General features: G+C 50.6%; 16 protein-coding genes and 1 tRNA gene. 6 read left to right on the forward strand and 11 right to left on the reverse strand.

The genetic code is table 11. From position 1 onward, the window contains the following. Window positions 1-131 (reverse strand): LysR family transcriptional regulator (locus ACQY8X_RS07865; protein ID WP_428034657.1); only part of this gene is annotated, 131 nt, incomplete at its 3' end. Between the two features lie 223 nt (window positions 132-354). Here ACQY8X_RS07865 and ACQY8X_RS07870 point away from each other — a divergent pair. After that, a complete protein-coding gene (locus ACQY8X_RS07870; protein ID WP_428034600.1) occupies window positions 355-552 on the forward strand; it encodes an RSP_7527 family protein in 198 nt (65 codons plus the stop codon). 285 nt (window positions 553-837) lie between these two features. On the opposite strand, the gene ACQY8X_RS07875 is transcribed toward ACQY8X_RS07870, so the two are convergent. Then, a tRNA-Leu gene (locus ACQY8X_RS07875) sits at window positions 838-924 on the reverse strand. A gap of 71 nt (window positions 925-995) precedes the next feature. Next, window positions 996-1,949, reverse strand: a complete 954-nt coding sequence (gene znuA, locus ACQY8X_RS07880) for a zinc ABC transporter substrate-binding protein ZnuA (protein ID WP_428034601.1) — start codon at window positions 1,947-1,949, stop codon at window positions 996-998. Between the two features lie 73 nt (window positions 1,950-2,022). Here znuA and ACQY8X_RS07885 point away from each other — a divergent pair, with 73 nt between their 5' ends. The 3 genes from ACQY8X_RS07885 to znuB are packed head-to-tail and all read left to right on the forward strand — an operon-like array spanning window position 2,023 to window position 4,099. Further along, complete coding sequence (locus ACQY8X_RS07885; RefSeq protein WP_428034602.1) at window positions 2,023-2,517, forward strand: Fur family transcriptional regulator; 495 nt, start codon at window positions 2,023-2,025, stop codon at window positions 2,515-2,517. Next, window positions 2,514-3,308: a zinc ABC transporter ATP-binding protein ZnuC gene (gene znuC / locus ACQY8X_RS07890; RefSeq protein WP_428034603.1), complete on the forward strand. Its 795-nt coding sequence runs from the start codon at window positions 2,514-2,516 to the stop codon at window positions 3,306-3,308. The genes ACQY8X_RS07885 and znuC overlap by 4 nt, the downstream gene beginning before the upstream one ends. Beyond that, on the forward strand, window positions 3,308-4,099 hold the full coding sequence (gene znuB, locus ACQY8X_RS07895) for a zinc ABC transporter permease subunit ZnuB (RefSeq protein ID WP_428034604.1): 792 nt from the start codon (window positions 3,308-3,310) through the stop codon (window positions 4,097-4,099). Before znuC ends, znuB begins: the two co-directional genes overlap by 1 nt. Window position 4,100: 1 nt before the next feature. On the opposite strand, the gene ACQY8X_RS07900 is transcribed toward znuB, so the two are convergent. Next, entirely contained in the window at window positions 4,101-4,976 is an 876-nt protein-coding gene (locus ACQY8X_RS07900) for a DMT family transporter (RefSeq protein WP_428034605.1), read from the reverse strand. Between the two features lie 159 nt (window positions 4,977-5,135). Between ACQY8X_RS07900 and ACQY8X_RS07905 the strand changes: the two genes are divergently transcribed. Next, the gene (locus tag ACQY8X_RS07905) at window positions 5,136-6,239 is read left to right on the forward strand and encodes a PQQ-dependent sugar dehydrogenase (RefSeq protein ID WP_428034606.1); all 1,104 of its coding nucleotides are present in this window, start codon (window positions 5,136-5,138) and stop codon (window positions 6,237-6,239) included. On the opposite strand, the gene ACQY8X_RS07910 is transcribed toward ACQY8X_RS07905, so the two are convergent. The 3 genes from ACQY8X_RS07910 to prlC all read right to left on the reverse strand — a co-directional run bounded on the left by ACQY8X_RS07910 (window position 6,236) and on the right by prlC (window position 9,228). Continuing rightward, window positions 6,236-6,823 carry a DNA-3-methyladenine glycosylase I gene (locus ACQY8X_RS07910; protein ID WP_428034607.1) on the reverse strand — a complete coding sequence of 196 codons (588 nt, stop codon included), beginning with the start codon at window positions 6,821-6,823 and terminating at the stop codon, window positions 6,236-6,238. The genes ACQY8X_RS07905 and ACQY8X_RS07910 overlap by 4 nt on opposite strands. A gap of 24 nt (window positions 6,824-6,847) precedes the next feature. Continuing rightward, window positions 6,848-7,105, reverse strand: coding sequence for a YheV family putative zinc ribbon protein (locus ACQY8X_RS07915; RefSeq protein ID WP_428034608.1), 258 nt, complete (start codon window positions 7,103-7,105; stop codon window positions 6,848-6,850). 89 nt (window positions 7,106-7,194) lie between these two features. Continuing rightward, window positions 7,195-9,228 (reverse strand): oligopeptidase A, encoded by a 2,034-nt coding sequence (prlC, locus tag ACQY8X_RS07920; protein WP_428034609.1) that lies wholly within the window; start codon window positions 9,226-9,228, stop codon window positions 7,195-7,197. A gap of 125 nt (window positions 9,229-9,353) precedes the next feature. On the opposite strand from prlC, the gene ACQY8X_RS07925 reads away from it, so the two are divergent. Further along, window positions 9,354-9,896, forward strand: coding sequence for a gamma carbonic anhydrase family protein (locus tag ACQY8X_RS07925; RefSeq protein ID WP_428034610.1), 543 nt, complete (start codon window positions 9,354-9,356; stop codon window positions 9,894-9,896). A gap of 226 nt (window positions 9,897-10,122) precedes the next feature. On the opposite strand, the gene ACQY8X_RS07930 is transcribed toward ACQY8X_RS07925, so the two are convergent. The 4 genes from ACQY8X_RS07930 to ACQY8X_RS07945 form a co-directional block, all read right to left on the reverse strand. Further along, on the reverse strand, window positions 10,123-10,557 hold the full coding sequence (locus ACQY8X_RS07930; protein WP_428034611.1) for a hypothetical protein: 435 nt from the start codon (window positions 10,555-10,557) through the stop codon (window positions 10,123-10,125). A 146-nt stretch (window positions 10,558-10,703) separates the two neighbouring features. After that, on the reverse strand, window positions 10,704-11,717 hold the full coding sequence (locus tag ACQY8X_RS07935; protein WP_428034612.1) for a hypothetical protein: 1,014 nt from the start codon (window positions 11,715-11,717) through the stop codon (window positions 10,704-10,706). Window positions 11,718-11,913: 196 nt separating this feature from the next. Next, window positions 11,914-12,225 carry an XRE family transcriptional regulator gene (locus tag ACQY8X_RS07940; protein ID WP_428034613.1) on the reverse strand — a complete coding sequence of 104 codons (312 nt, stop codon included), beginning with the start codon at window positions 12,223-12,225 and terminating at the stop codon, window positions 11,914-11,916. Window positions 12,226-12,241: 16 nt separating this feature from the next. Next, entirely contained in the window at window positions 12,242-12,601 is a 360-nt protein-coding gene (locus tag ACQY8X_RS07945) for a type II toxin-antitoxin system RelE/ParE family toxin (RefSeq protein WP_428034614.1), read from the reverse strand. Window positions 12,602-12,826 lie beyond the last annotated feature (225 nt).

A 12,826-nucleotide genomic window follows, 5' to 3' on the forward strand; every position in this document is an offset into this window, starting at 1 on the left:
TCAAGGGATTTAATCTGATGACTCACCGCAGAGGGGGTCACATACAACTCCTCCGCCGCTTTATTAAAACTACCCAGTCGGGCAGCCGACTCAAAACTGCGCAGAGCGTTCAAAGGGGGTAAGCGTCTGATACACACCTCAATAAGTGAATATATTTCACATTAAAGCTGAAAATCTGTCGTTTGTTTTATAAGCAGTGCGACCTTAGTATAACCATCAACGAAACAATGATCCAACCGCTAGACACTATAAAATAGTAGCTTAACCTGAAAACATCCGGATAAGCGTTATAAATCCTGAACGGTTGATTCATTTAACGACATGACAGTTTAATGAATTATTTTGGTGCATAGCATGAACACAGATGAGAATGGTTTTAAAGTTGACGAATTTGGCATGATCGATACTGCCTACTACGTACGACAAGGCCAACTGGCACGTAACGAATATATTTCTCAGCAGCTCACAGCGCTGAGTCACTGGCTAAAAAGTCTGACACATAAACGCCAGAAAAAGAGTTTTAACAGCACTCGTTCATTCGGGACCGTATAGGTCTAAACGAGACTCCTTTGGGCCACTTTTTAGTGGCCTTTTTTTTGCCCCGCGATTATCGCCTTAATAACCCAGTCCCGCTCCATGCCATCCTGATAGCGGCCATATCGCTTCCTGCAGCCTCTTCTCCGACAAGACCACCGTGAAAAAATAAAGCGATTTACAGCCAGCAACAATGCAGACAGTCGGGCCTGAAAAAAGATAGAAGAATCAATGAGAAACGCTTAGAGATTAAGAGGTGCAGTAAAGATAAAACCGGAGGGATACAACATAAGAAAAGTAAGTTGGTGCAGATGGGGAGACTCGAACTCCCACGCCCTTGCGAGCACTAGCACCTGAAGCTAGCGTGTCTACCAATTCCACCACATCTGCTCCGAAAGAGGAGCGCATTATAAAGACGAGCATTTCATTTGTGAAGTGCCCGCCACCACTTTTTTTCGTTTTTATTCACCGGAGAGACAATTAGTGAAACTATCTGCCAGTGATTGCAGATAATGGCTGTATCCGTCAGGGCCGGCATCGATATCAACTGCAAGGGGATCAAGCCTTCCAAGACGGATATCCAACCCACGAATCAGGCTATCAACAACCGGTGCTTTGAACTGTGGTTCAACAAACACACAGCGAGCCTGATCGTTTTCCAGCGCAGCGCGAATCTCACTCAGGCGACGCGCGCCCGGTTTGCGGCCAGGATCAACTGTAAAATATCCCAACTGGTGCAGCTGGTAATGCTCAACAAAACTGCCAAAGGCATCGTGAAACACATAAAAGCCAGTATCACCCACCGCTTTCAACTGTTGCTGTAGCTGCTGATCGGTGACAGAAAGCCGGGCAGCAAAGTTGTTATAGGCCTGTTCGTAAAGCGCCGCATCCGCCGGATAGCGCTCCACCAGCCGATCTTTAATCAGATCAGCCGCAGCCAGCGCCCGCTCAGGTGACATCCAGAAATGGGGGTCACTGCCGCCATGGTCATGATCATGATGACCGTCCTCATCTGCGCTATCGGCCTCATCGGCATGAGATGCTTCACTGTCGTCAGCTTGAGCCTCTTCGTGATGATGTACCTCTCCCTCTTCAAGCAACGTCAGGGCAGGGTGTTCCAACTGACTTACCGTTTTCGTCAAAAACAACTCAAGCCCCGGGCCTCCCCAGATAAACAGGTCGGCAGCATGTATCTGGCCTATCGCCGACGGTTTTAGTGAGTAATGGTGAGGGGAACTTCCCGGTGGCAGCAAAACATCAACCTCTGCCAGATCCCCCAGCATATCTTCAGCAATCAGCTGTATCGGCTTAATACTGGCCAGCAGCTTAACCTGTTCAGCATGCGCCGCCTGAGTCGACCAGAGTGCAGAGCTAAGCAACAAAATGGAAAAAGTTGAGGATAATCTGGTAATCATTGGTAAGATGCCACTGTTAATTAAAGAAACGCAAAGTTATAATATAACAATTAATTTGGCAACTGGTTTTATTATGGCCCCTCACACCATAAACAATATTGCTCACCAGCCCGATCATGACCACAGCCGCTGTGTTAAAGCGGCGTTGCAGCATGCTCAGGATCTGTGCAAAACAAACGGTCAGCGACTAACAAAAATTCGTGAACTGGTGCTCAAGCTCATCTGGCAAAGCCATAAGCCGCTGGGAGCATATGACCTGCTGCCCGCTATCGCCAAAGCGGGATTTAACTCCGCTCCCCCCACCGTCTATCGTGCCCTGGATTTCCTGCAGGAGCAGGGACTGGTGCACCGGCTGGCGACACTGAACGCCTTTATTGGTTGCAGCCATCCGGACCATAACCACTTTGGCTATTTCCTCATCTGCCAAAGCTGTGGCACCACAGCGGAACTTGAATCCCCGGAGTTACACGGCAGCATTCAGCGCTTCGCAACCGATGCCGGGTTTTCCGTTGAGCAGGAAAACATTGAGATTCTCGGTCACTGCCCAAATTGCCAGGAGCACCTATGAGCCCGGCAAACCTGGTAGAGATTAACGGCCTGAATATCAGTTTTGGCGAGAACAGTGTTATCAATAATGTCTCAATGGTGTTGAAGCCAGGCCAGATTACCACGCTGATCGGCCCCAATGGCGCAGGAAAAACCACCCTGGTTAAGGCGGTGCTGGGGTTACTCTCACCCACCAGCGGAGAGATTAACCGCTCACCAACGTTGCGTATCGGCTATATGCCGCAGAAACTGCATATCGATACCACCTTTCCCCTGACCGTCGAGCGCTTTCTGAAAACCGCGGCCTTTGCCAGCGTAGCCGACCGGCAACGGGCATTAGAGTTGGTACGTGCCGAAAACCTGTTAAAGCAATCAGTCCACAGCTTATCGGGCGGTGAGATGCAGCGGGTTATGCTGGCGCGGGCACTGCTGCGTAAACCCGAGTTACTGGTACTGGATGAGCCCGCTCAGGGGGTCGATATTAACGGTCAGGTGGAACTCTATAATCTGATCGCCAGCATCCGCGATAAGTACAACTGTTCAGTACTGATGATCTCCCATGACCTGCACCTGGTGATGGCCGCGACGGATCAGGTAATCTGCCTGAACCACCATATCTGCTGCTCCGGCCATCCGGAACAGGTGAGTTCAGACCCATCCTATATCGAACTGTTTGGCGTACCCGGTGCGGAAAATCTCGCACTCTATAGCCACCACCATAACCACCAGCATAACGAACATGGTGATATCGTGCCATTACCCGAGGCAAAGGACGAAGAAACGGGCCATAGCCATTGCGGAGGGCTTCACTGATGCCTGAGTTTCTCTTACTGGCCCTGCTAGGGGGCATTGGCGTGGCCCTGGTGGCCGGGCCACTGGGTTCCTTTGTAGTATGGCGGCGGATGGCGTATTTTGGCGATACCCTGGCCCACTCTGCGCTGCTGGGGATTGCGGTTGGCGTGCTGTTTGATATCAATTTCAATCTGGCGGTGGTGAGTTGCTGTGTCATTCTTGCGCTGATTCTGGTGAGCCTGCAGCGCCAGCGTCTGGTGGCAACCGACACGCTGCTGGGGATTATGGCCCACAGCAGCCTGTCGCTCGGCCTGGTGGCGGTGTCACTGCTGGATGATGTCCGGGTAGACCTGATGGAATATCTGTTTGGCGATCTGCTGGCGATCACCCCCAACGACCTCTACTGGATCTATGGCGGCGGCACGATTGTGCTGTTACTGATCTGGCGGCTGTGGAATCCATTGCTGGCGGTGACCATCAATGAGGAGCTGGCCCAGGTTGAGGGGGTACCGGTGGCGCGGATACGACTGGCGCTGATGTTACTGATCGGCGTCGTAATCGCTATCGCGATGAAGGTCGTGGGAATTCTGCTGATCACCTCGCTGCTGATTATCCCGGCCGCCAGCGCCCGGCGACTGGCCAGTTCGCCGGAACAGATGGCGGTAATTGCCAGTCTGCTGGGAATTGTCGCGGTATTGTTAGGCCTTTACGCGTCATCCCAGTTTGATACCCCGGCAGGCCCCTCAGTGGTGGTAGCAGCGCTGCTGCAGTTTCTGGCGCTATACAGCCTGCCGTTACGCAAAGTCGCCTGACTCAGCGCTTCCAGAGCACATTCACCAGTGCACCGGTAATGATCAGTCCTCCCCCGGTAAGCGTCCAGAGGGAGGGCAGTTCGCTGAAGACAAACCAGCCCAGCAGAATCGAAAAAATCACCTGAATATAGGAGAAGGCGGTCGCTTTACTGGCCGCCTCATGCTGCATCGCCTTGGTTAGCCCCACCTGACCCACCTGCGTGAAGACACCTACCAGAATCAGCAACATCAGGGCATAACCATCGGGAGCGACCAACTCACCACCGGACAACACAATAGCAGCAGGCAGCGCGATCAGCGGAAAATAGAGAATGATGACCGAACTGTCCTCTGTCTGACTCAGCCGCCTGACAATCACATAGGCAATCGCACTGCCAAACGCCCCCAGCAACGCCATCATAATACTGAACAACGGCAAGTCGGTCTCGGCGGCAAAGAAAAGATCCGGTTTCACCATCACCACCAGCCCGGTAATACTCAGCACAATACAGATCATGGTGGAAAACTGCACCCGCTCGCCCAATAGCATAAACGCCAGCAGGGCGGTAAAGACCGGATGCATGTACTGCAGAATGGTCGCTTCCGCCAGCGGCAGGGTGGTCACCGAGTAGTACACACAAACCAGTGCCGCCGCACCGACAATGCCCCGGGCACTGAGCAGCAGCTTATTATGTCCCCAGACCGGAATGCGCTTACGTTTAACGTCGGCATAACTGATGATCAGAGATACCAGCGCCCGGGCAATGACGATCTCCATTAGTGGAATGCCATACTGACTGACGGTTTTAACCGTGGCCCCCATCAGCGCAAAGCCCATGGATGAGAGCAACATATAGCGTAAGCCCAGCGGAATATTCTGTATCAGTTGCAGCATCATGTTTGTCGTTTTGAGAATAATGTTGGTAATGAAAGAGATCGGGTCGCTTGAGATGGTGTCAGGCAGGTGCAGACCAGCAGATCATCAGCTATGGTTGACTGAGTTTAACCGATTCCGGTTACGCTGGCATGAATATCAACATCCCGGAGCGAAGTGGCTATGAAGCTGACACCCCTGATACTCACCACGCTCTTGAGCCTGTCAAAAAGCAGCCTGGCCACGCAGCCTCTCGATCAGCTCAGGCTCGCTTCCGGTTTTCAGATATCTGTGGCGGCAGAGGCTGCGAACGCCCGGCAGATCGCCCTGGGTGAGCCCGGCACGCTGTTTGTTGGCAGTCGCAGAGCAGGGCAGGTGTACCGCCTGAAAGACACTAACGGTGATGGCATCTATGAGCAGCGGGAGATTCTGTTACAGGGCCTGAACATGCCCAGCGGCATCGCCTGGCGTAACGGTGATCTCTATATCGCGGCGGTCAGCCGCATTCTTAAAGTCGCCAATGCCGACAACGTCAAAACAGACTCGATCCAGGCTCAACTGGTTACCGACCACCTGCCCAACATCACTCACCACGGCTGGAAATACCTGAAATTCGGCCCCGATGGCGATCTCTACTTTAATCTCGGTGCACCCTGCAACATCTGCCTCAGTGAAGACCCTCGTTTTGCCTCCATTATGAAGCTCAATCTGGAAAGCGGGCAGCAGAGCATCGTGGCCCGGGGAATCCGTAACTCGGTCGGCTTTAGCTGGCATCCACTGACCAATGAACTCTGGTTTAGCGATAATGGCCGGGATAATCTGGGGGATGACCGTCCCGATGATGAACTTAACCGGCTGACACAACCAGGCCAGCACTTTGGCTTCCCCTTTGTGCACGCCGGCGATATCCCCGATCCACAACTCTATCAGGGGCAGCCGTTCGAGGCGTTTCAACCGCCTATACTCAAACTGGGAGCACATGTTGCCCCTCTGGGACTGACGTTCTATACCGGCGACCAGTTTCCCGACAGCGATAAAAACACGCTGTTTATCGCCGAACATGGCTCATGGAACCGTTCCAGCAAGGTGGGCTATCGGGTGATCAGAGTCGATACCTCGGTGACACCTCCGACGCAAACCCTGTTTATTGAGGGCTGGCTAAACGGGCAGAGTGCCTGGGGCAGGCCGGTGGATATTGTCACTGACCGTGACGGCAGCCTGCTGATCTCCGATGACCAGGCAGGGCTGATCTACCGGGTTAGTTACCGGGCAGGCAATAAAGATTAAAGCGTAAAAGACTCACCCAGCTCGCGGCAGGGCTGATAGCGTATACAGTTGACCTCATGGTCATTCACCATCCCGGTCGCCTGCATAAAGGCATAACAGATAGTTGGGCCGACAAAGGTCATCCCGGCCTTTTTCAGCGCTTTACTCATCGCCCGGGACTGCTCGGTTTCAGCGGGCAACTGTTGCAGGCTGTTCCAGCTGTTCTGTATCGGCTGGCCATCGACAAACTGCCAGATATAGTTCGCAAAGCTGCCATGCCTGGCCGCCAGTTCAAGAAAAATATTAGCGCCCTTGACCGATGCATTCACTTTCAGGCGGTTGCGGACAATACCGGGATCCAGCAGCATCTGCTCAATCTTTTCCGGGGTAAAGGCGGCGACCGTCGCTGGATCAAAGCCCTCATAGAGACGGCTATAGCCTTCCCGCTTTTGCAGAATCGTGCGCCAGCTCAGGCCCGCCTGCGCGCCTTCCAGAATCAGATATTCAAACAACTGCTGATCATTGGCCTGGGGCACACCCCAGACCTCATCATGGTACTGCTGTTCCAGTTCGGTAGCGGTTGCCCAGGCACAACGATGACACATAGAGATTCCTCAAACCGCGCCGAGTTAATGCTTCGTCGAGACCGGATTAGTTACAAAGTTCAGTGGCTGCGCCGGTTCCAGCTCAACATGCCCCCCCCGGTTAACCCGGGTATCCAGTTCACCCTGCGGCTGATCAGAGCCATCCAGCGCCATCGAATCGCTGAAATCACAGCGCACGCATTCACGGTACTCACGACTCTCATCCCGGTACATTTTCAGGGTATCCATCTCGCCGCAGCGGGGACATACAGCACCGGCGATAAACCGTTTAACAATTGTCATAACTTTTTCAACCGTTGACGTTAAAAGCAGGCAAAGAGACCAGAGCCTCTGTGCCTGCAGAATTATACCCCAGAAATGTGCCTGTTGGCCTAGGCAGTTATACCGGAATGACGCAGCAACGCTTCGACACTGGGTTCACGCCCCCGGAAGGCAACAAACAGCTCCATCGGCTCTTTAGAACCGCCCATCTCGAGAATATTCTCACGGAAAGACCGGCCGGTATCGGTATTGAATACGCCCTCCTCTTCAAAGCGGGAGAAGGCATCCGCAGAGAGCACCTCAGCCCACTTATAGCTGTAGTAGCCCGCCGCATAGCCCCCGGCAAAGATGTGGCTGAAGCTGTGCTGAAAGCGGTTAAAAGCCGGAGGGGTGATCACCGCCACCTCTTTGCGAATACGGTCCAGCACCGTCTGAACATGAGTGACGCCGGGTTTATACTCACGGTGCAGCTGAAAATCGAACAGAGACAGTTCCAGCTGGCGCACCATCATCATACCGGACTGAAAGTTTTTCGCCGCCAGCATCTTTTCCAGCAGCTCCAGAGGCAGGGTTTCACCGGTCTCGTAGTGGCCAGAGATCAGTGCCAGCGCTTCCGGCTCATAACACCAGTTTTCCAGAAACTGGCTGGGTAACTCCACCGCATCCCAGGCGACCCCGTTGATACCACTGACATCCGCATACTCAATCTTCGTCAGCATATGGTGCAGACCATGACCAAACTCGTGGAACAGGGTGGTGACTTCGTTATGGGTCAGCAGCGCCGGTTTATCACCAATTGGCGGGTTAAAGTTGCACACCAGATAGGCCACCGGCAGCTGCAACACACCATTATCAATACGCCGTACCCGACAATCATCCATCCATGCGCCGCCACGTTTTTTCGCCCGGGCATAGGGGTCAAGGAAGAAGCGGGCGATCAGTTCTCCGTCGCGACTGACATTAAACAACCGGCCATCTTTATGCCAGCGATCAAACTCAGTGACCTCTTCAATCTCAATTGCAAACAGCTTGCCGGTAATTTTGAACATCCCATCGAGGACTTTGGTCATCGGGAAGTAGGGGCGCAGCTCCTCCTGGGAGATCGCATAGCGGGCCTGCTTCAGTTTTTCACTGTAATAGGCAATATCCCAGGACTCCAGCTCCGGCTCATTGAACTCTTCCAGGGCGAAGTCCTGCAGCTCCTGATACTCCTTTTCCGCCTGCGGGCGACTCATACCAGCCAGATCATTAAGGAAACTGACCACCTGCTCCGGAGTTTCCGCCATTTTGGTCGCCAGACTGTAAGCGGCATAGTTTTCAAAACCGAGTAACTTAGCCAGCTCCGTCCGCAACGTCAGAATCTCAGTCATAATCGCGCTATTATCCCACTGACCGGCACCCGGTCCCTGATCCGAGGCGCGGGTGGCAAAGGCTTCATACAGCTCGCGGCGCAGCTCACGGTTATCCGCATAGGTGATCACCGCAAAATAGGAAGGGAAGTCCAGCGTCACCAGCCAGCCATCTTCACCTTTGCCCTCAGCCAACTGTTTAGCCGCCGCCAGCGCACTTTCCGGCAGCCCGGCCAGCTCCGCTTCATCGGTGATCAGCTTGCTCCAGCCATCGGTTGCATCCATCACATTCTCAGAAAACTTCGTCGTCAGCTCCGAGAGTTTCTGCTGCAACTCGCCATAGCGCTTTTTATCTGCATCCGCCAGGGCGATACCTGACAGGCGGAAATCCCGCAGGGTATTATCGATCACCTTGCGCTGCGCCTCGTCCAGATCGTTATAGGCCGTGCTGTTGGCAAGCTTCTCATAGGCCTCAAACAGCCCCTGATGCTGCCCCATCTCAGTCCAGAACTGCGACAGTTTCGGCAGGCAGGCGTTGTAAGCATCGCGCATCGCATCACTATTGACCACCGAGTTCATATGCGACACCGGCGACCAGGCCTTCGCCAGACGGTCATGACTCTGCTCCAGTGGCACCACCAGATTATTCCAGTCGGGTGAGTCATTACCCTTCAGCACCGTCTCAACCACAGCACGGCAATCGGCCAGCAGTTGATCAACGGCAGGCTCTACCTGTTCAGGTTTAATCTCAGAAAAAGGCGGCAGCAGATGGTTTTGCAGCAATGGATTTGACATATAAACTCCTGAACAGGGATATAAAAACGCACTCTTTATTAGATGGGGTAGTGACAGGCTATTTTCAATCACCCCGGAGCGTTTATTATAGAAATCCGACCTGAGCATCCTACAGAGAGAAACATATGACCATCCGCAGCTATCAGGGCATCACCCCCAAACTGGGCAACGCTGTTTTTGTCGACCCGACCGCCGTGGTCATCGGCGATGTTGAACTGGGCGATGATGTCTCGGTGTGGCCCTTAACCGTCATCCGCGGCGATATGCACCGCATCCGCATCGGCAACCGCACCAGCGTTCAGGACGGCTCCGTGCTGCATATCACCCACGCAGGCCCCTTCAACCCCAACGGCTTCCCGCTGACCATCGGCGATGACGTCACCATCGGCCATCAGGCGATGCTGCACGGCTGCACCCTCGGCAGCCGCATACTCGTCGGCATGGGCGCAATGATCATGGACGGTGCGGTGGTAGAAGACGATATCATCATCGGCGCCGGCAGCCTGGTGCCCCCCGGAAAAGTCCTGAAAAGCGGCCACCTCTACGTCGGCCGCCCGGTCAAAGAGGTGAGAGCGCTGACGGAAAAAGAGATGGCGTTCTTTACCTATACGGCGGGGAATTATGTCAAGCTCAAGGATAGGCATATCGCCGAAGGGTACGACGAGTAGCTAGATCGCCGCTTCGCGGCTAGCTAGTGGTTAGACGGAAACTTCGTTTCCTTGCTAGAAAAGGCAAAAGCCGTTGCTCGTTGCTCGTTGCTCGACGTAAAACTTCGTTTTACTTGCTGAAAAAGCAAGAGCGAGGAGGCGGCTTTGGTGCTGCTGAGATTCATTGCATACAGCTGTCATCGTCCTTCCAGAAATCGGATTGAGCATTAAGGGCCGAGTCACTAATTTATTTTCGGGCTGCTTCAGTGAGATAAAAACTATCTACTGTGTACACGACCTCTGTGGAATCTTTAATACCATATTTAGATTTAGTCTCTCTTATTAACTTATCTATAGAGGACTCAATCGCTTTCTTTATATCACTGAGATCTGCATGCTCTATTGACGGAGTATCAAGGATATTCTGGATAGCTACGCCTTGCCACTCCACACTTAGCCTTGAAATCAATGAGTGATATTCATCAGACTCATAGGGAGCTTTTTCGTAAGGTTCTCTGATAAATTGAACTGATACCGCTAAGTTAAAAAGCCCTTGCTCGTTGAGCATGATCGGAGCGACTACTCCTCCGTTACTACTGAAGTTTTCGTAGCTACTAAATCCAGCAAAGCTATAGCTTGACGTAAATAAAATAGTAGCTAATAGTATTACCCTATAATTCATATCAATACCCCTCCATGTGAAGTCATCACGCCTGTAGAGCTTAGCTGAGAAACCATAGCTTTTTAAGCCAAGCGTTTACTTTTTCAGGCAAAGAAAAGCCAGAAATATCTGTTTCCTTTCCCACCATCCCATTATTTAATATCTAATTATTTCTTTATTATTTCAATCCTTTCAACAGTGAGCTCTTTATACCACTTATCACCCTTTGCATACATCATGGCATTAACGTCATCTAATTGGTTAAATAACATAAATTTTTCCTCAATCAACTCCTCTGTATAAGAATCAACCCCAGAAAGATCTCTTTTCAATATTGGCGAATATAAGTCGTTAATTCTATTTGATAGCATTAACTGGTTACAAATTCCATACCTGTCATACCCGGCACAGAGTTTACTTATATTAACATCAGGAACAAAGCTATACTCAACAATTATATGAGCATCAGATGTTATTATATGGGCTTTACTCGTTGATTTCCCTGTAAAGAAGTAGCTGAATCTCTGAAAGTATGGAATTTTAAAAGCCAAAGGACCCTCGCTGACGAACTGAAGCTCACTATCACCAGTACTGCCAGAAATAACCACATAGTTATCTTTAACATACGTAATTGAATTTATTAAAAACAGTATTGTTAATGAAGATACCAAAAATAACTTTCTTCTTTCAGATATATATTTACCAAGCTTAGACTTATTTTGGCAAAGCACAGATACATCTATTTTATCACCCTTGTTATAGAGCACTGATAACAACAGGTCAGATAGAGAAACGAGAACGATTAACTTTTCAAAAGGTAAATACTTATAAATACCAATATACACATATGAAAACGGAATAAATTCAATTGAAAAAATAAGTAATGTGGCCGACATTAAAACAACAACAATCCATCCAATAAAATCAAGATGACGTATCATATAATAATACAGGCTAAAATCCCCATATCTAAAAACGTCAACGGCTCTGACGATTAGAACGACCCCAAACAAGACAACAAAAATCAGATTAAACAGATGAACAAAATCAAGAACACCATCAATACTAGCATCCTTTATCGCATAATAAAAACTACCCAGTATATAAAATGATAGTGATACTAAAAGCGAAAGATATAACCCCCACGCACTCACTATATGAAAATATCTTTCTTTTCTCACAAACTCCTCCTTGAGCAATTCATTATTGGTAAATTATTCCAGTCATCGAATCAAACACTCTGAACCTATTGATTTAATAATAAGAAAAGGGGACAGATTTATTTTTTATCGTTTAAATAGCCTAGGAAATAAATCAGCCTCTTCTCTTTCGAGCAAGCCACGCTCTTTGAGACGTTCGAGCGACGAGCTACGGCTTTCAAGCTTTTTTGAACTGAGTGATCTCGACATCTTGCCCATCTGGAAATTTCGCATGGATTTCGAGCGTTCCGCCCAGGGCTTCAACGTAGGACGCCAGTGTGCTGACCATTGTGTCTGGGCGCTTTTCAATTTGAGAGACATTAGGTTGGGCTATACCCAAGGCGCGAGCCACCACCGCCTGACTGCGTCCACGCAGTTTACGGGTTTCTGCCAGCGACATCTCTGCAACGATGCCAACGGCTTTTGCACGTGCGGCAGCCTGCACCTCAGGACTCATTTTCTTGCGAAGTTCACTTAACGGCTTGGCCATTTTACCTGTCCCAGACCTACTTGAGGCCTTCACTTTTTAAGTGATCCGCAAACTCTGCTTCAGCTAGCGGTACCATCTGTTTGTAAAACTGTTTATCTTTCGATCCATCCTTGCGACCACCACACAGAAGAACAGCGCGTCGCTTCGGGTCAAAGGCATAGAAAACCCTGTAGGGCTTCCCTGCATGCTGAATGACCAGCTCCTTAAGGTTTTTAACCCTCTTTGTGCCCTTAATCGTGTCAGCATGAGGGCGTCCAAGATTAGGGCCTTTGATTTCGAGAACGTCGACCATTGCCTGAACGTCTATTTGTTCAGCATCGGTTAGCCCGAGAAACCAGCTCTCATACTCATCTGTATATAGTATTTCCCACGTCATGAGCTGTCCTTAGCTTCTCAAAATATACCCTACAGCATATATATCGTCAAACGTATTATTTAGCTTAATTAGCGATGCATCTCAAAAGTCTGATCGCAGGAATGTGGACTCGATATGCAACAACAAGGGCTGCCAGAGGAGGGAACAAGATTCATGGTATTCATCCTGAATATCCGTCTGATTGTCAGTGCATCGGCGAGCGACATAACCTAATCAAAATCACAG

This window comes from Amphritea sp. (genome assembly GCF_050300915.1).
GTDB lineage: Bacteria > Pseudomonadota > Gammaproteobacteria > Pseudomonadales > Balneatricaceae > Amphritea.